This is a genomic window from Microvirga sesbaniae (genome assembly GCF_025460805.1).
GTDB classification, from domain to species: domain Bacteria; phylum Pseudomonadota; class Alphaproteobacteria; order Rhizobiales; family Beijerinckiaceae; genus Microvirga; species Microvirga sesbaniae.
In genome coordinates this window covers 14015-31208 of record NZ_JAMXFJ010000011.1, presented here as the reverse complement: position 1 = coordinate 31208, position 17194 = coordinate 14015, and the positions used below count along the sequence as shown (strand labels likewise).

Annotated in this window: 16 protein-coding genes and 3 pseudogenes; 4 read left to right on the top strand and 15 right to left on the bottom strand. The window is 61.3% G+C overall.

Annotation, left to right across the window (positions count from 1 at the left end; translation table 11 throughout):
- Window positions 1-57: 57 nt before the first annotated feature.
- The 10 genes and pseudogenes from pcaD to OCW50_RS16185 form a co-directional block, all read right to left on the bottom strand.
- Window positions 58-834, bottom strand: a complete 777-nt coding sequence (gene pcaD, locus OCW50_RS16225; protein WP_262298225.1) for a 3-oxoadipate enol-lactonase — start codon at window positions 832-834, stop codon at window positions 58-60.
- Window positions 835-1078: 244 nt separating this feature from the next.
- Window positions 1079-1555: pseudogene (locus tag OCW50_RS16220) on the bottom strand (IS6 family transposase); the annotation flags it as partial.
- Window positions 1556-1617: 62 nt separating this feature from the next.
- A pseudogene (ltrA, locus tag OCW50_RS16215) lies at window positions 1618-2688 on the bottom strand (group II intron reverse transcriptase/maturase); the annotation flags it as partial.
- A gap of 15 nt (window positions 2689-2703) precedes the next feature.
- Window positions 2704-2877 carry a hypothetical protein gene (locus OCW50_RS33690; protein ID WP_506323698.1) on the bottom strand — a complete coding sequence of 58 codons (174 nt, stop codon included), beginning with the start codon at window positions 2875-2877 and terminating at the stop codon, window positions 2704-2706.
- A gap of 516 nt (window positions 2878-3393) precedes the next feature.
- Window positions 3394-3657 (bottom strand): hypothetical protein, encoded by a 264-nt coding sequence (locus OCW50_RS16210; RefSeq protein WP_373371425.1) that lies wholly within the window; start codon window positions 3655-3657, stop codon window positions 3394-3396.
- Window positions 3658-3783: 126 nt separating this feature from the next.
- Window positions 3784-5250 carry an aldo/keto reductase gene (locus OCW50_RS16205; protein ID WP_262298224.1) on the bottom strand — a complete coding sequence of 489 codons (1467 nt, stop codon included), beginning with the start codon at window positions 5248-5250 and terminating at the stop codon, window positions 3784-3786.
- 127 nt (window positions 5251-5377) lie between these two features.
- Window positions 5378-6691, bottom strand: a complete 1314-nt coding sequence (locus OCW50_RS16200) for an ABC transporter substrate-binding protein (RefSeq protein ID WP_262298223.1) — start codon at window positions 6689-6691, stop codon at window positions 5378-5380.
- Between the two features lie 76 nt (window positions 6692-6767).
- The gene (locus OCW50_RS16195; RefSeq protein WP_262298222.1) at window positions 6768-7196 is read right to left on the bottom strand and encodes a hypothetical protein; all 429 of its coding nucleotides are present in this window, start codon (window positions 7194-7196) and stop codon (window positions 6768-6770) included.
- 8 nt (window positions 7197-7204) lie between these two features.
- Complete coding sequence (locus tag OCW50_RS16190) at window positions 7205-8254, bottom strand: aldo/keto reductase (RefSeq protein ID WP_262298221.1); 1050 nt, start codon at window positions 8252-8254, stop codon at window positions 7205-7207.
- Between the two features lies 1 nt (window position 8255).
- Window positions 8256-8603: a TIGR04076 family protein gene (locus OCW50_RS16185; RefSeq protein WP_262298220.1), complete on the bottom strand. Its 348-nt coding sequence runs from the start codon at window positions 8601-8603 to the stop codon at window positions 8256-8258.
- 93 nt (window positions 8604-8696) lie between these two features.
- Here OCW50_RS16185 and OCW50_RS16180 point away from each other — a divergent pair, with 93 nt between their 5' ends.
- The 4 genes from OCW50_RS16180 to OCW50_RS16165 are packed head-to-tail and all read left to right on the top strand — an operon-like array spanning window position 8697 to window position 12071.
- A complete protein-coding gene (locus OCW50_RS16180; protein ID WP_262298219.1) occupies window positions 8697-9455 on the top strand; it encodes an ABC transporter ATP-binding protein in 759 nt (252 codons plus the stop codon).
- A complete protein-coding gene (locus tag OCW50_RS16175) occupies window positions 9452-10174 on the top strand; it encodes an ABC transporter ATP-binding protein (RefSeq protein ID WP_262298218.1) in 723 nt (240 codons plus the stop codon). Before OCW50_RS16180 ends, OCW50_RS16175 begins: the two co-directional genes overlap by 4 nt.
- Window positions 10171-11091 carry a branched-chain amino acid ABC transporter permease gene (locus OCW50_RS16170; RefSeq protein ID WP_262298347.1) on the top strand — a complete coding sequence of 307 codons (921 nt, stop codon included), beginning with the start codon at window positions 10171-10173 and terminating at the stop codon, window positions 11089-11091. The genes OCW50_RS16175 and OCW50_RS16170 overlap by 4 nt, the downstream gene beginning before the upstream one ends.
- Window positions 11091-12071 carry a branched-chain amino acid ABC transporter permease gene (locus OCW50_RS16165; RefSeq protein WP_262298217.1) on the top strand — a complete coding sequence of 327 codons (981 nt, stop codon included), beginning with the start codon at window positions 11091-11093 and terminating at the stop codon, window positions 12069-12071. Before OCW50_RS16170 ends, OCW50_RS16165 begins: the two co-directional genes overlap by 1 nt.
- Window positions 12072-12146: 75 nt before the next feature.
- Here the strand turns inward: OCW50_RS16165 and OCW50_RS16160 are convergent.
- The 5 genes and pseudogenes from OCW50_RS16160 to OCW50_RS16140 all read right to left on the bottom strand — a co-directional run bounded on the left by OCW50_RS16160 (window position 12147) and on the right by OCW50_RS16140 (window position 17124).
- Window positions 12147-12849, bottom strand: a pseudogene (locus OCW50_RS16160) (IS6 family transposase).
- Between the two features lie 276 nt (window positions 12850-13125).
- Window positions 13126-13620: a Ros/MucR family transcriptional regulator gene (locus tag OCW50_RS16155; protein ID WP_262298216.1), complete on the bottom strand. Its 495-nt coding sequence runs from the start codon at window positions 13618-13620 to the stop codon at window positions 13126-13128.
- Window positions 13621-14020: 400 nt separating this feature from the next.
- Complete coding sequence (locus OCW50_RS16150; protein WP_262298215.1) at window positions 14021-14365, bottom strand: integration host factor subunit beta; 345 nt, start codon at window positions 14363-14365, stop codon at window positions 14021-14023.
- Window positions 14366-14473: 108 nt separating this feature from the next.
- Window positions 14474-15166, bottom strand: a complete 693-nt coding sequence (locus OCW50_RS16145) for a hypothetical protein (RefSeq protein ID WP_262298214.1) — start codon at window positions 15164-15166, stop codon at window positions 14474-14476.
- 200 nt (window positions 15167-15366) lie between these two features.
- Window positions 15367-17124 carry an adenylate/guanylate cyclase domain-containing protein gene (locus tag OCW50_RS16140; protein WP_262298213.1) on the bottom strand — a complete coding sequence of 586 codons (1758 nt, stop codon included), beginning with the start codon at window positions 17122-17124 and terminating at the stop codon, window positions 15367-15369.
- Window positions 17125-17194: the final 70 nt, after the last annotated feature.

Below are 17194 nucleotides of genomic sequence, written 5' to 3'. Positions count from 1 at the left end.
ATCTCCTGATCGCAGGAACGCAACGGCCCATACGCCGTATCTGTCGTATCCTAGCGGTCAGGCCAGGAAGTTCATTACCGTCGAGGCGAAGAGTTCTGGCTGCTCAATATTCGAGATATGAGCCGCGTCGACAGTTACTGACTTGGCATTCCTGATCGATGATACGATCAACTCACCATCAGCCGGTTTTGTTGCTGGATCACGCGAGCCAATGATCACCAGAACGGAGTTGGTGACGCCGCGGATTGCCGTCCGTTGATCCATGTCGCGGATGGCTGCGCAACATCCTGTATAGCCCTCAACCGAAGTCCGCAGGATCATAGCGCGCATACGATCCATGGTGCCAGGCGCAGCCTGTCGGAAGTGCTCAGGAAACCAGCGTTCGATCGTCGGCTCGACGAGCGCCTTCATTCCACCTCGCCGTGCTGTTTCAATACGCCCGTTCCATAGTTCGACCGGCCCCATGTGGGCGGCCGTGTTGGCGAGCACCGCTTTGTCGATGCGTTCTGGAGCATGCGTGAGCATCCACATTCCAACCATACCGCCGAGCGATAGCCCACACCAGTGCGCCCGCTTGATCCCGAGCGCATCCATGACGCCGATGGCATCGCGGCCGAGTTGATCCATGGAATATGGTTCTGCCGAGACGACAGTGCCGCCGTGCCCGCGCTGATCATAGCGAACCACCCGAAACCGTTGGGCCCATGCCGACACCTGATCGTCCCACATGGAGAGGTCGGAGCTAAGCGAATTTGATAGAAGAAGAACCGGAGCGGTAGCGGGTCCGTCAAGGTTGACGAAGAAATCCTCCCCATTTACGCGGATAACTGGCATGATTGCATCCTCCTTGGTCTGTGCTTGGTGGGTTAGGAGTGAGACAAAGGTATTCGGCCGCTAGACGACCAGAACGGCGCCTCATCCCTTCCCGGATCGATCCTTAAACCCTAGCTTGGAAAGGATTGCTGACCAACAGTACCGCTGCGGAGGATTGACCCGATGAGCGCCACCCGTGTCTTCCTGCGGTACTGTCGCAATTTCGGGTGATCGACAAGGAAATGCCAGATTGAACGGCAGACTCCTATGCAGCGAGCCGCTTGAACTGCTCGGAGAGGGATAGCTGCGAGCTGTGGGCGTACTTCGCCTGCCCCTGCCGCATCATGTGAACCATCTCAATCCCACCCAGGATCGCACGAGCGCTGTTCGTGGACTTGAAGCCAAGCATCGGGCGAATCCGTCTTTTGACGGCACGATGATCCTGCTCGATGCGATTGTTGAGGAATTGGCTCTGCCGGATCCTAATCGGAGCGAGCGGACGTCTTGAGCCATCCTGTAGACGGCTTTCTGCATCGCACGACAAGATCGCTTCATGGTTGGTTTGGCTGCCATCAATGACGATCCTCTCGGGCCGACCATGCCGCTTGAATGACTTGCGCAGAAACCGTTTGGCAGCAGCCAAATTGCGTCGCTCGCTGAACCAGAATTCAACCGTGTCACCCTTGCTGTCGATTGCTCGGTAAAGGTACATCCAGCGGCCCCTGACCGTGATATAGGTCTGGCGAGTCGCGCGGGGGAATCTCACCTCCGCGCGCTCCCAGAACCGTACGTGACACTCTCGCGTCATACGGCTCCCGATGTTCGGCCATTTTCATGCAGAAAGCGCCAACGTGCAAACAGGCGTGGATTGGCTCGGATCACCCGCACCAACCACTCCCTTGCGCCCTTGGGCCGCCGGCGCAACCGTTTGAACTTGTTGCAGGCCCAGCGGATCAGGAAGGCATCGATGCGATGCAACGTCCAAGTCAGTGCCGACTTGTAGAAGTGGCCGTAGTAGTTGATCCAGCCTTGGTTGTACGGTCGGAACATCCGCGCCAGATCTGCCAGGGATTTGTCGGTCCGGTGGTGGAACGCCCACCCTCGGACCGTCTGCCGGATCGCCTTCAGCGCCGTCGGACTCGCCGCAGGCAGGAAGGACGTGCCGTAACGACCACCGCGCCAGGCTGCCTTTCTCGGCCGAAAGCGATAGCCGAGGAAGTCATACGCCTGGACCGGATAGTCGCCATGCCGGTTCGTATCCTTGCAGTAGACGATCTTCGTCTTTGCCGGATGAAGAACCAGCCCGCAGGCCCGAAAGCGGACCTCCAGGGCACTCCACAGCGTGCGAGCCTCCTCTTCGCTGCGGCAATGGCAGATGATGTCGTCCGCATAGCGTTCGAACGGAATGGCGGGAAACTTCCGCACCATCCAGACGTCGAACACATAGTGCAGGAACAGGTTCGCCAGAATGGGGCTGATCACCCCGCCCTGAGGCGTACCTGCCGTGCGCGGGACGATGCTCCCGTCCTGCATCTGGACCGGAGCCTTCAGCCAGCGCTCGATGTAGAGCAGCACCCACGGGCAATTCGTATGATGACGAACCGCCTTGAGCAGCAGCTCCCAGTCGATGCTGTCGAAATAGCTCTGGACGTCGATATCGAGCACCCAGTCGAACCGCCAGCAGCGCTGGCGGGTCTGCCGGAGTGCATCGATCGCCGATCGGCCGGGGCGATATCCGTAAGAGTCGTCGTGGAAGACAGGCTCCAGGATCGGCTCCAGATACCGTTTGACCACCTCCTGGGCGATCCTGTCGCCGACCGTGGGAATGCCCAATGGTCGGGTCTGTCCATTGCCCTTGGGAAGGTCAACCCGTCTGACCGGAAGAGGAAATTAGCTCCCTGAGGACATGCGGTTCCAGAGCCGGTAGAGGTTGTTCGCAAGATCAGCCTCAAACTCCGCAATCGATTGTCCGTCTACGCCAGCCGCTCCCTGGTTGGCCTTCACCTTCTGGAAGGCCTCCCAGACTTCCCGCTTCGGAATGGAAAACGGCTTTGCCGTGACCACAGAGCTCCTCCCGTTACCGGTTGGCTCTGCGCCGCGGCGGAACACTGCAGCCCCTTCGGTCCAGTCCCATTACAGAACCTTCCACCCTACTACGAGCTGCTCCGCCCCTGTGCCCCGCATCGGTACTCTGGTCCTTGCGGTTTGAGCCACTTGGACGTCTCCCCTGGCAGCGGGGCGACAGGTTCTCACGTTCCATACAAGAGCCTGATCCGGCTTCGCGCCGCCTACATGCCGGATGTCGCTCGGGCGGTCTTCAGGACAGCCCCCGAACTGATCCCGGAAGCTGGACGACCCCCCGGTTTTGACATCATCTTTGGCATTTCGACACGTCATCAGCGGTTCGCTTTCGCTCGCCTCTCCGGATCGTACCTGACGGGATTGGGATCCCGCCTTTGGCTGCAACGCTCACCACGGCCGCTCTTGACGACCGCAGCTTGCAGGGGTTTGAGGCCGGCACCTGACTGCAGACCTCGAGGGGCCAAACCTCATCTCTTGTACAGCTCCACATCTCCTCCTTCAGAAATGTGTTCGTGACACACCATCCAGAAACCATTTGTCGCCGGGTTGCGGCCGGCACCGCTTAAGTGTCCTGGCATAGGCGCGCCGGAAGCGCAGGCTCCATTCACGGATGGTCTCGTAGCTGACCACGATCCCTCGCGCCGCGAGGATCAGTTCGACTTCCCGCAAGCTCAGGCTGAAGCTGTGATACAACCAGACGGCCTGGTTGATGATTTCGGCTGGAAAGCGGAAGCCCCGGTAGGGATTGGACGTGGTGCTCATACCCGCGACCCTGCCATAGACGCTGGACCGTTGCCAACCTGACAGTACCTCGGAGCGGCACCAGCACGACCACGACCGTTGGGGTGTTCTCGTAACGGATCATCGAAGATCCCCGCTGCTGTACCTCTAACCAACAATGGCTTCGGCCTCAATCTCGACGGCGTACTCTCCGACGAGGCGTGAGACCTCAAGCAGCGTGTTAGCGGGTCTGACAGCGCCGAAGTAGCGGCCATGAACCCGGGAGACAGGCTCCCAGTGATCCGCATTGCTGAGATACACGCGGGTCCGAACCGTGTCCGCCAGCGTTCCGCCTAAGGAGGCGATGCTCGCCGCGATCTTGTCCAAGATGTAGACCGTCTGCCCTTCGGCGTCGCCTGGACAGATCACTTCGCCCGTCCCATGCGTGGCGGTGGTGCCGCTGACGAGGATGCGGTCGCTGATCCTCACCGCGCGGCTGTAGCCGCAGATGGGCTCCCACATGCTGCCCGAGTCGATGCGCAGGCGATCGGGATGGCTGTCGACCGGAACGGCCCGGAGGACAGGGGGAAAGCTCTCGAGATGATGGCTCAGATCGCCAGACGCGGTGAGAAACGGAGGGCGGCGGTACTCGTCGCCGCAATCGCCCGGTATACGCCGGTTGGAAACCAACGCTTCGTCAATCCGAAGCTTATCGTCCTCGTCCAAGGCGAATGAGAACAGGGCCGCATTGTCTGCGCGGTGCTCGCGCTCGCCTAGCCGCGCCCCGACGATGACGGCCGCGACGGCCGGCTGCTCGAGCACCCAGCGCGTGGCCACATTCGCGACCGAGACGCTGTGCTTGCGGGCAATCTCCTGAAGGGCTGTAAGGATCGTTTGGAGTGCGGACCATCCGCCGATCGTATCGATGAAGCGCTTGTATTTCGACTTGCTCCAATCCGCGACCGAGCTCGGCTCCGGTGCTCCTACCCAGCGGTCGGTGAGAAAGCCGCCTCCGAGAGTGCCGTAGGCAAGCAGGCGTACGCCGTTTGCAAGACAAAACGCGCTCATGTTCTCCGCCGCGCGGCGGTCCAACAGGGAGAAGGAGACCTGGTTCGACACGATGGGGAAGCCGTGCTTCACCAGGAGGCGCAGGTGGTCGGTGTCGAAGTTCGTTAGGCCGAGATAGCGAATGCGTCCTTCACGTTGCAGCTCCACGAGCTCCTTCATGGCGTCGATGTATCCCGGGTGCTCGAACATCCACCAATGGAATTGCAGAAGGTCGACGCACGAAACGCCGAGCCGCTCCAGACGCTCTTCGATGCCCGCGCGAACGACGTCCGGGGTCATCGGCTCTGGAGTAGGGCACCATTTCGTAAACGCCGCTGCACGCTGATCGTGCGTTGCGGCCCGGAGGCTCAGGAAGCGACCGGTGATCAGCTCCGCGCTGCCGTAATGGTCGGCCATGTCGAAGGTGTCGAACCCGCCGCGTGCGTAGTCCGCCATGGCGGCAGCTGCGGTGTCGCGGTCCAAGAGGTGGCCGTCACGCTCCATATCGGCAACCTGCCAGAGGCCCGTTATCACGCGGCTGATTTCAAGTCCGGGCGCGAGCATCGTCCGGTCGGGGCGCAGGGACATGGCCTTCTCCAAAATAGATATGACAGGCTCTACGTCCGGTGCGAAGCCTGCCTTGACGGATAGTGGATCTGTGCGTTGCTCGGGACACGGCGCGTCGGGCAGGTTCGGATGCCGGGCCGTTCGATCCCTAGCGCGACGGAGCCTTGTTTCTGATGGCGTTGACCTCGTCGACGCCCATCTGTCCGATAGTGGTGACCTCGCCGTTCTGAATGCGCCACAGCCGGAACGGGCCAGTGATGTCGCCGTACTGATCGAAGCTGACCGGGCCGACGACGCCCTCGTAACGGACCGGCTTGCCTTCCTTGATCAACTGGAGCGCCTTCTTGAAGCCGTCCGGACCGGCATGGATGACCTCGCCTTCGCCTCCCGTGACCTTGCGGATCGAATCTCGGATGGCTGCCGCCTCGAACTTGCCTGCCTGGGCCACCGCGAGGCCGAGGATGGCTGCGGCATCGTAGGCTCTATCGGCGGCCGGAGCATTGGCGTCGAAGCCGCCGGACATCGCCGGATAGGCCTTGGCGAAATGCTCGGTCGAAGGCGTTGTCGTGGTGCCCGAGGATGTCCCGAAAGCGTCATTCAGGTAGCGCGGGCCAACGTCGCGGATAAAGTCGGCGCTGTTCATCCCGTCGTTCAGGAGAAATTTCGGCTCACCGCCCTGCGAGATCCAGGTGCGCGCGATCGACGTGCCGTCACCCGGATAGGAGACGAGGTAGAGAGCCGGCGGGTCGCCCGCAAGCGCTCGGGTGACTTCCGGGGCGTAGGAGGCCTGGCTCTGGTTGTAGGGCGTGACCGACGTGACCTCGCCCCCGAGAGCCTCGTAGGCGCGCTTGAACTCCGCCACCATGTTCACGCCGAAGTCGTTGTTGACGTGAATGATCGCGATCTTCTTCAGACCCTGATCCAACGCGTATTTCGCAGCCGCTGTCCCCTGGAGAGCGTCCGACGTGATCGTGCGGAAGAAGATGCCATTGCTCTTCCCCTCCTGAGCGATCCGCGTTAGCGTCGGAGACGAAGAGGCGGGCGATATCTGAACCACGCCGGCTGGTGCTGTCACCGAGGTGAGAACGGGTAGCGACACCGAGGAGATGATTCCGCCGATGATCGCCGGCACGCGCTTCAGGTCGACGAGCTGCCGGGCTTGATCGACTGCGACAGAGCCCTGGCTCTGTGAATCCCGAAGGTCCATGGCGAGCTGGCAGCCAGCGGCGCCGCCAGCCTCGTTGATTTCCTTGAAGGCAAGCTCGACGGACTTGGCCGCGGCCTGGCCGAAGCGCCCGGCCGGACCGGTCAGCTCCACGACGACGCCGACCGTATGGGTGCAGGGCTGCTGCGCGGAGACGGGCAGCGGTGCGAGAGTAGCCGCGAGGGCGGCGGCTGAAACGATGGATGCAATGCGCACGGTGAACCTCTCCCCTGGTCTCATCGCCGGTCGTGGGCTCATGCCCTTGCTCCTCCCGGCCAGAAGGCAGTGTTCCGCCTCAGCGGGGGTTTTGCAAGGGCGGCGAGCGGGATAGTCCTCAAAAGCTTGAAGGAATCCAGGTTTCCTGCAGGGCAAGCCATCGTACGCCTCCGGCCTTCGCGCTGACTTCAAACACGGCGGTCGCCCAGCGGCGCGTCACGACGCCGTCCGCTTCCTGCTCTTCCACATATCGGAGAACGACCAAGGGCGGACGCAGGAGCAGGAGCTCGGGCTCGACGGCGACGATGCGGAACCCTGCCGTGTTCTCCCTCGTGCCGTGCGCGTCCCAAATCCACGAGGTCACGTCGGACCGCCGGAGCTTTGCTCCGCCGGGAGACACCATGCTGAACTCGTCGCCAAGGACGTTCTCCAGCCGGGAGAACTCTGCGCGGGTTCGGTCGAGCCTTCCGCCAAGCCATGCCTCGAAGAAGGCATGCAGGTCGGCTACCTCCTCCAAAGCAGCCCGGGCGAGGGGTTGGTCGAGCACCATGGCCGTCAGGCCTTGCTCAGGTTGTAGTGCATGATGCGACCGTGCCGGCCGTCCCGATCCCGCTCAAGTGTGTAGGTGTCACCTTCGGGCCCGGTCTTACGCGCGAGAATCCGTTCGATGGCGACCATGTCCTCGTCGTCGAGGGCGAAGCGAAACACGTCGAGATTGTCGGCCAAGTGCTCGGCATAGCGGGCGCCGATGATCGCGCCGGCCACTACGGGCCGGTCCAGGACCCACCGGGTTGCCACCGCCGTCAAGCTGACCTGGTGCTTGCGCCCGATCTCCTTCAGGGTCGCGAGAAGCTCCTGGAACAGGGGCCAGCCGCCGAAATCGTCGATGATGAGCTTGTACTTGACGAGCGAACGGTTAGCGTAGGGCTCCTGCGGCTCCGGCACGCCGAGCCACCGTTCGGACAGGAAGCCGCCTGCGACAGTGCCATAGCACAATAGCTTCATGCCGCGCTCTTGGCACAGCGCGACCAAGCCGTTCTCAGGCCTCTGGTCGAGGACCGAGTATTGGGCTTGCATCGACACGAGCGGCACGCCTGCGTCGAGCATCGCTCGCGTGTGGGAGGTATCGAAGTTCGTGCCCCCAATTTGATGGATCTTTCCCTCGTCCTGGAGGTCCTTGAGGATAAGCGCGGTCTCGACGGAACTTGGCACGTCGTAGTTCCACCAGTGAAACTGGACCAAGTCGAGACGCTCCATCCTGAGGCGACGCAGCGAGCGGTCGATGACGTCGCGCACGTAGGCGCGATCGACGTGGGGGAGGGCGTCCCAGTCCGGCACGAACTTCGTATGCACCTTGAAGGACTTAAGCGCCTCGGAGCCTCGCTCGGCGAGCATGCGCTCCCGGAAGAGGCCTATCATCTCCTCGACGCCCGTGTAGATGTCGGCGCAGTCGAAGGTTGTGACGCCCTGGTCGACGAACGCCGACATGTCGGCGATCGCCCGCTCGGTCTCAATGGCACCATGCCCACCGGCGAGTTGCCACCCCCCGCGCAACACGCGGGAGATGCGGTAGCCGGGGACGAGTTCGATGGTTTCGACGGTCATGTCAGGCTTTCGGGTCGGGCAGGGGGACGGCCGTGACCTCCGCGTGACGGAACACGCGCTTCGCCATCCGGCTGATCCGGAACCGGCTCGGGCAGTTCGGGTCCGGGCAGGCGACCTCGGCATCCGTGGACATCCAGTCGTGCGGATGGGTGGCGCGCTGCTTGGCCGGGAGGAGCGGCAGGAGCGCGGCAAGCGAGTAGATCGAGAAGCCCTGGCTTGGCGGGAGGTGAAGCATCTCCCCCCTGAGCTCGAAGTAGTCGCCGGGCTTTGCGCCACAATACAATGTGGCGCCTTCCGGGGCGACGACCTCGACCTTCAGGTCGTAGAGCTCGAAGGAATCATCCGACACGGGACAACGTCCTTTGCCTGTTGCGCATAGGCATTGTCATGACGCAAAATCTCCGACCCCGCAACCTCGCCCGCCCGGAACGCTCTTCCAGTCATGCTGATAGCGCAATCGATCACCAAGACCTTCGGCGGCAATCACGCCGTCAACGAGGTCTCCTTCGTGATCGAGAGGGGAACGATCACCGGCCTGATCGGGCCGAATGGGGCCGGCAAGACGACCCTCTTCAACTGCGTGGCGGGCCTTTTTCCCCCGACATCGGGATCGCTCAGCCTCGGAGAAGAGCGCATCGATGGGCTCTCCCCGGACCGCATCTTCGCCAAGGGACTTGCCCGCACCTTCCAGATTCCGAGGCCTTTTCCGGAGATGACGGTGCTGGAGAACGTCATGGTGGCACCGCTGCGCCAGCGGGGCGAGCAGTTCTGGGCCAACTGGCTCACCCCGGGCCGCGTCGCCGCAGAGGAGCGGCGACTGGCGGCGGCCGCGCGGCACTGGATCGATTTTGTGGGCCTGTCCCATCTCACCCATCAACCCGCCCGCGTCCTGTCCGGTGGACAGCGCAAGCTCCTCGAACTCGCCCGTGTCCTCGTGGCCGAACCGCGCCTGATCCTGCTCGACGAGCCCGGCGCCGGGGTCAACCCCATTTTGCTGGATGCTATCGTCGACCGGATCGTGACCCTCAACCGCCAGGGCGTCACGTTCCTGATCATCGAGCACAACATGGATCTTGTGATGAGCCTGTGCAGCCCCATCATGGTGATGGCGCAAGGGCGCATCCTGATGACGGGCACGGCGCAGGAGGTCCGCCACGACCCGAGGGTGATCGACGCCTATCTCGGCGGAGCCGTCGCGTGACGGCTCTTCGGGTCGTGGAACTGGAAGCCGGTTATGAGCCGGGCCTTCCCATCGTGCGGGGCGCGTCGCTTGCGGTCGAGCCAAACGAGATCGTCGCCCTTCTCGGACCCAATGGGGCCGGCAAGTCAACCCTGATCAAGGCCATCGTCGGGCTCGTGCCAGTCTCCGCCGGAAGGGTCTTTCTGCACGATCGCGACATCACGGGACGCGCGGCCCACCATATGGCGCACGAGGGCCTCGGCTTCGTGCCTCAGACCGAGAACGTGTTCGTGAATCTCTCGATTGAGGACAACCTCGATCTCGCCGCCTCGATACTGAGAGTGCCAAAGAAGCAGCGGCTGCGCGACCTCTATGACCTGTTCCCAGATCTTGCACGCCAGCGGCGTCTCCTGGCGGGGCGGCTCTCGGGCGGCCAGCGCCAGATGCTCGCAGTAGCCCGGGCGCTCGTTGGAGAGCCGAAGGTCCTGCTGCTGGACGAGCCATCGGCTGGCCTTTCGCCGAAGCTTGTGGGTATCGTGTTCGAGAAGCTCCTCGACGTGCGCGCCACAGGCGTTACGATCGTGCTGGTCGAACAGAACGTCAAAGCGGCTCTTGCCATCGCGGACCGTGGCGCGGTCCTGGTCGAAGGAAGCACCAGGATCGTAGGAGCGGCGCGCGATCTCGCAGGCGACCCCCAGGTAGCCGCACTCTATCTTGGACAACATCAAGGAGGCTCATAGTGTTGCAGCTCGTGGCCGATGGCTTCATCATCGGCTCGGTCATCGCGCTCGGAGCGATCGGCGTGACGCTGGTCTATTCGATCCTGCGGTTTGCGAACTTCGCCCACGGCGAGCTCCTGACCTGGGGCGCCTATTTGGCTTGGACAGCCCTTATCGGAATCGTGGCGGTCTGGGGCCCGGCGGAACCTCTCGGTCCGTTCTCCTTTGGCTGGCCGCTTCTCGTCGCGCTCGCAATTTCGGCGGTTGCCACCGCGGCACTGGCGCTTCTGGTCGATCGGCTGCTCTTTCGCCAGCTTCGGCAGCATGGGAATGCCATCACGCTGATCATGGCAAGCTTCGGAGCCGCTCTCGTGCTGCGCAACCTGCTCCAGTTCATCTATGGGTCGATTCCGGAATACTATAGCCGAGAGATCCAGGTCGCGATCCGGCTGATCCCGCGAGACGTCCTAGGCGGGCTGCGCATCACCCCGGATCAGCTCTTCGTCCTCGGCCTGACGGCCGTCTCGGTCGTCAGCCTGCACGGCTTCCTCACGCGCACGACCCTCGGTAAGGCGATGCGTGCGACGTCCAACAATCCGCAGCTCGCCCGGGTGACGGGTATTGATGTCGATCAAATCATTCGCGCTACGTGGATTATCGGCGCCGTGCTCGCGACGGTGGCGGGCGTCTTTTCGGGCCTCACCGTCCAGCTGCGGCCGCAGCTCGGCCTCGACCTGCTGCTTCCCCTTTTCGCCGCGGCGATCCTCGGCGGGATCGGCAGCGTCTACGGGGCTGTCGTGGGAGGCCTGATCGTAGGGCTTGCAGAAAGTCTGTCGGTGCCCCTCGTCGGGGCAGAATACCGCGCAGCGACCGCATTCGCGGTGCTCATAGCCATTCTGCTCATCCGTCCCACCGGCCTTTTCGGCGAGAGGACGTGATGCCCGATCTTCTCGGACTGCTCTCGTATGGCACGTTCTTCCTCGTCTTCGCTACGATCTTCGCTCTGGTGGTGCTCGGCCTCAATCTGCAATGGGGCTTCACGGGCCTGTTCAATGTTGGCGTCGCAGGGTTCGTGGCGGTCGGAGCCTACACGTCCGCACTTATCACGGCGCCGAATTATCCCGATCAGATCGGCGGCCTAGGGTTGCCAATTCTGCTCGGCTGGCTCGGCGCCATGGCAACGTCTGGGATTGCGGCCTTCATCATAGGCATAGCGGCCTTGCGGCTTCGGCACGACTACCTCGCCATTGCAACCTTCGGCGTCGCTGTGACCCTGCAGCTCGTCGCCCTGAACGCCAAAGGACTGACGGGCGGCCCGTTTGGGCTGCAGTTCATCCCGAAGCCCTTTGCCGACGTGATCACCGACAGCCTCGCCTGGAACGTGACGTACCTTCTGATCACCTCGGCGCTGCTTGGTCTCAGCTATGTGGCGTTGGAGCGTCTCGTGCGCAGCCCATGGGGGCGCGTCCTCCGGGCCATCCGGGAAGACGAGACGGCGGCCGAGTCCCTTGGCAAGCGGGCGTTCCGGTTTCGGCTACAGGCCTTTGTAGTCGGCTGCATGCTCATGGGGCTCGGCGGCGCGCTCTATGCGCATTTCGTCGGCTACATCGCTCCGGAGGATTTCTTGCCGATCCTCACCTTCCAACTCTGGACGATGCTGATCGTGGGTGGCTCCGGTAACAACCGGGGCGCGATACTGGGAGCCTTAGTGGTCTGGGCGCTGTGGACCCTCTCCGGAAATGTGCTGCGCGAACTCGTCCCGAGCGAGTATCAGGCGCGGGCGGCTACCTTGCAGGTCGTGCTCATCGGCTTGCTTCTCATGCTCATCCTGTTGCTGCGGCCGCGTGGCCTCCTCGGTGAGGAAACTGTTGTTTCACGGCACATGAGGGACGAGACCGCCGACACGAAGAAGGAATGAGGCGATAAGTGCGATGCAAAGGGTTCCGTTGCAACTCCTGACATAGGTCGCGCGAAGGCCCGCCCGGGACGCACGTCACGCGGCTGCGCCGAATACGGTAGCAATGAAGTCGCGCTGCGTGAGCATGTCGTTCGCTGGGGCACTGACAACCTGTCCCTTGCAGATCATCGCCATGGCCTCGTAGCCGGCAATCGTCTGCGTGGCCGTCGCGAAGCTCTTGAAGCCAGGCCCCGGGCGAACCCGCCGCTCGATGCGCCGGTGATCCTGCTCGACGATATTATTCAATAACCTAACCTGCCGGAGTTTGGCAAAGCGCCATAGCGCCCCCTTCCTCTTCATCGCCTTCGTCGCGATTGGATAGGCAGCATTCTTGTCGACCGTGATGGTCCGCGGATTGACCATGTGGGGCTGTCCCAATACCTTGCGAATGAACCGCCGGGCGGCTGCCGCATCCCGCTTGGGCGAAAGCAGAAAGTTGATTGTCTGCCCAGTCGTATCGACGGCGGTACAGGTACACCCACTCGCCTTTTACCCGAACATGTGTCTCATCCACGCGCCATGAGCCGTTCGTCGGACGTAGATGCCGTCGGATGCGCTTCTCGAGCTCTGGAGCGTAGGCCTGGATCCAGCGCAATAAGGTCGTGTGATCAACGCGGACCCCATGATCCTCAAGCATGCATTCAAGATGGCGATACCTGATCGGGAATTGTAAGTACCAACTCACCGCCCACAGGATGACCTCCGCTGTAAATTGGCGACCCTCGAACGGGTTCTTGATATTTCGCTTCGCTGCCAGTCCCTGTCGTAGCTCGGGCCGAGCAGGGTTCAAAGCTGCAACAGAATCGCAAAATCACTGACGAGAATGGATACCAGGAGATCTCTCAAACTGGTCTCAAATTGTTTGAAACGGGTAGGAGCCTGAGCGCTCGCCGGACAGGCTGACAAGTGGCTTGAGAGGCCATCATCGGGGCTCCGTACCGTACTGCGGCTGAATCGGGAACGTAGAAAGGCCGCTCGCCATGAGCGGCCTCTCAAACTTATCGCAGCTGTATCTTTAGGCAGCCTTGTTCCGCCCGCGTTTGGCCGGTGCCTTTGCGGGGGCGGTCGTTACTGCGTCGTTAGCGGCGGTTTTAGTCTGGGTTGCTTTTGAGCGGATTTGACCAAGGCCGATGCTCTTGGCCAACTCGGAACGTCTAGCCGCGTAGTTTGCGGCTACCATTGGGTAGTCGCGGGGAAGGTCCCATTTCTCGCGGTAAGCTTCGGGCGTGAGCCCAAGCTTTGTGAGATGCCGCTTGAGGGACTTGTATTGTTTGCCATCTTCGAGGCTGATCAAATATTCCGGAGTGATCGACTTCCTTACTGAAACGGCAGGTGTGGGCTTTGCCTCTTCCGACTTTGCAGCAGGCTGACCGACATTCTGAAGCGCAGCGTGGACACTACTGATCAGGTGAGGAAGTTCAGCAACGGGTACAGAATTGTTGCTGACGAAGGCCGACACGACGTCAGCCGCAAGCTCAATGTAGTTCGGTGTAGGTGTTTCGTTGGACATTAGAAAAGCCTTTGCTTGAGGCACCTGCTAAGGTTGTGCCCTCGTGGGCTACCTTTGTGGGTTGCAAGTAGCTCGTGAGCGGCAGCTAAAGGTGCAGCCCAGAAATTGCAAGTATTGTACCCGATTCCCGCGCCCTGGCATTATCATGGGCTATTTCGCCTACAATCAGTTCTGCATCCGAAGCTCGTCGCTCCGGGATGATAGGCGAAATGGATCTTCGGGCGGTGCAGGATCGGTCGCTGGAACCAAAACTGTTTGAACCGGTAGGAACGGTCAAGGTATCTAACGAAGGCTGCCCGTATGGCCTACCGCAGGCAGTTCCATCCCGATGTCCACCCGAAGCGAGACCGGGCAGAGGCAGAAAATCGTTTCAAGGAAGTGGAGGCGGTGTTCGCGGAGATTATGCTTCTACGAGATGGTTGACGGCAGTCGCACCGGCTGTCGCTCTCTTTGGCTTTTTGGCCGATGCGGGATTGAGGCGTTGGCGCATCTCCTTGCCCGTCTTGAACACAGGAACAACTTTCTCCGACACTGCAACGACTTCCCCCGTCTTAGGGTTGCGGCCCGTCCGAGCACCGCGCTTCTTTACTGTGAAGATCCCGAAGCCACGAAGCTCAACCCGGTCTCCCCGTGCGAGCGCATCGCCGATGGTGCCGAGGATCGCGCTCACGAGCTTTTCGACGTCGCGCGGATAAAGATGCGGGTTCTGCTCAGCGAGTTTCTGGACCAGTTCGGATTTGATCATGGATGGCGTAAGCAACTGATAAAACGGATTTTTCAGGAAGATGGCAGAGCACCATCAGGCCGTCAAGCAACTGGATGGGGAGAATGAATAGGTGCTTGCGGGCACCCGCTACTCATGATCCGTGCAGGCAATGTGGATTGCGGTGCCAAAGCCCGCCTCTGCCTCGAAAGCTCGCTGGTCGTCCGTATCATAGAATCGCATGGCGAGAAGGTCGGTTCGGGTGACGCTACTTTCCAGATTGTTCTCCGAAATGTACGCCTCGAAGGCTCTTGGTTCGGCAGGAGAGACCAGCGCAGTTTCGTCCAAAAATACGGTCGTTTCATAAAACTGGAAATTGAATGCCAAAAGGGCTGCGTCGTCGTGGAAGCGGATTGAAGCACCCGGATTAGGTGCGACTTCGCACTCGCTGAGCTTGCGACTCCAAATAACAGCGAGGGCTTGCTCGTAGGTACATCCATCGTAAAGAGTGATCTTAGGGGTAAAGTTCTCACGAAATACTTCCATATTATAACAGACACTGGCTCGATATAAGCTGTAGGCGCTCGTTCTTAGACGAGTGATCTTGTTTTTTATTGCTCTGCGACGTGGCCAGATAGCCAGCTTCAACGACTGATATCGTGCCTTCGAAGTCGGTGTAGCTGCGATCATTCCCGGTTTGACGAAGCCATGGATCGCTTCCCGCAGGATGGTGGGACTAATAGGCCGCAGTGCCATCGGCCAACGTGAGAAGGCTGCCAAGAAATCGACGGGAGCCACGCCCCCAGGGAACACGACGCCACGCGGCTTATGATCAGCACCCAACCATACGATCAGCCCGCAGCAGAAGCGAATTTAATCGGTGTCACTCTGGAAGACCAGCCGTGCGCAGGTCGTCAAACAGCGCATGCTGAAAGGACGGGCTCGGGGGCATTGATGCTTGCTTGATTGCCGCAATCGTGATCCCCGGATGGGCCTGAACAAGGTGGGAGGGGACAGTTGTCGAAGAGTTAGGTATGAGAGCGTCAAATGGGGAGGCCGGCTATCCGCAACCCTTCGAACAGGAGTTCACGTTTTTCGGGATTGCGATAGCATGTCCGGTGCAAGTGTGTGCGCATTGCTTCCCAGGGGGCGGACTGCAACAAGCGCCCAACTTCCGTGGCCTCGGCCCGCCGACCCATCTGCGCCAGCGCCGCCGTCAAATAGCGAAGCGAGATGGGATGTCCAGGGTTCATCTCCAGGGCTCGCCGAGTGAACTGCTCCGTCTCCTTGAACCGGCTTTCCATGAAATGGGCAGCCCCCATCGCATTCAAGGTGATGTAGCCGCGCGGGTCCAGTGGGTTCAGCCGCCGCGTTTTCTCCAAGCAGGTCAGGGCACGCCCGCACTCATCGTTGTACACCAGCACCCACCCGCAGTTCGTCAGAACATTCGACGAGTTAGGTTGGCGATCCAAAGCCCTCTCGCAAAAGGTGACGGCTTGCTCCAGCATTCCCGAGAGCGATGCCAGAGACCACGCGGCGATGGAGAGAACCAGACCGTTACTTGAATCGCACTGAACTGCCTGCAGAGCAGCCTCTCGGCTTCGGGCTGCGTCCGCGTCCCAGTCTTTAGTCCACCCGCCAACCACCAGCCGACCTGTGCAATCAGCGAGCGCACCCCAGGCTTCGGCATAACCGGGATCACGTTCAACAGCCTGCCTCAGGAGTGCCTCGGCCCGGCGGAAGCCCGGTTCGGTAAAGGCATAGAACTCGGGCAGAGCGCGAAGGTAGAGGTCATATGCGTCCAGGTCGTCCGTCGTCTTCGCTCGGGCTCGCTCGATCTCAGCCGTTCGCAAGCTGGGTTCGATCGCTGATACCACGCTCTCGGTAATCTCATCCTGTAACGCAAAGATGTCTGTTAGGTCACGGTCGAAGCGCCCGGCCCAGATATCGGTGCCTGTCACCGCCTCGACCAACTGGGTCGTGATGCGCACCCGATTGCCCGCTTTGCGAACAGAGCCCTCCAGCACGTAACGGACGCCGAGTCGGCGGCTAACTTCCCTGATATCCATGGCCCGGCCCTTCAGCGTGAAGACAGAATTACGGGCGATGACGAAAAGCCACCGGTACCGGGACAGCGCAGCAATCAAATCCTCTGTGATCCCGTCCGCGAAATACTCCTGCTTGGGATCGCCGCTCAAGTTAGTGAATGGCAGGACCGCAATGAATGGCTTTTCGGGTACACAGAACTCTGGAGGTGTCTTCAATGCTGGGGCGGTTCCACGGTATGCGTAAACTCGGACGGGGCGAGCGATATTCTTCAGGCACTGTTCGCCCCGGTCCTCAAACGAGACCCCGAGCTTGCCCTGGATTTCGTCGTGGACCTTGCCCGAGACGCAAATGCCGCCAGGATCGGCGATGCCTTCGAGGCGAACAGCCACGTTCACGCTGTCTCCGAGAATGTCCCCGACTTCGCTGACGACAAGATCTCCCAGGTTGATTCCTATTCGTAGCTGGATACCAGCCTGACCCTGGGCGCTGTCGCGGATTGCTGCCTGGGCTTCGACGGCGCATAGGACGGCTTCCACTGGGCTGGCGAACTCTAAAAGAGCCCCATCGCCCATAGTCTTGACGATGCGCCCATGATGCCGTGTGGCGACTGGCTCTATAAGCTCCGACAGAATTGCTTGAATAGCCAGGAGCGTGCCTTCCTCGTCTTCCTCCATGAGACGTGACGAGCCCACCACATCAGCCGCTAAGATAGCGGCCAGCCGTCGCTCGACCCTGTGCTCCTGCGGACCCATGAGCCCCTCGGTGCAGTTCCAGATCGATTCTGCTTGGGCTTGGGCAGGGTGTCCAGCTTTTAGGGCCTCT

Coding starts and splice junctions, on each gene's coding strand:
- pcaD (WP_262298225.1), bottom strand. CDS start 834: ATGCCAGTTATCCGCGTAAATGGGGAGGATTTCTTCGTCAACCTTGAC.
- OCW50_RS16210 (WP_373371425.1), bottom strand. CDS start 3,657: ATGAGCACCACGTCCAATCCCTACCGGGGCTTCCGCTTTCCAGCCGAA.
- OCW50_RS16205 (WP_262298224.1), bottom strand. CDS start 5,250: ATGTCCCTGCGCCCCGACCGGACGATGCTCGCGCCCGGACTTGAAATC.
- OCW50_RS16200 (WP_262298223.1), bottom strand. CDS start 6,691: ATGAGCCCACGACCGGCGATGAGACCAGGGGAGAGGTTCACCGTGCGC.
- OCW50_RS16190 (WP_262298221.1), bottom strand. CDS start 8,254: ATGACCGTCGAAACCATCGAACTCGTCCCCGGCTACCGCATCTCCCGC.
- OCW50_RS16180 (WP_262298219.1), top strand. CDS start 8,697: ATGCTGATAGCGCAATCGATCACCAAGACCTTCGGCGGCAATCACGCC.
- OCW50_RS16165 (WP_262298217.1), top strand. CDS start 11,091: ATGCCCGATCTTCTCGGACTGCTCTCGTATGGCACGTTCTTCCTCGTC.
- OCW50_RS16155 (WP_262298216.1), bottom strand. CDS start 13,620: ATGTCCAACGAAACACCTACACCGAACTACATTGAGCTTGCGGCTGAC.
- OCW50_RS16150 (WP_262298215.1), bottom strand. CDS start 14,365: ATGATCAAATCCGAACTGGTCCAGAAACTCGCTGAGCAGAACCCGCAT.
- OCW50_RS16140 (WP_262298213.1), bottom strand. CDS start 17,124: ATGGGTCCGCAGGAGCACAGGGTCGAGCGACGGCTGGCCGCTATCTTA.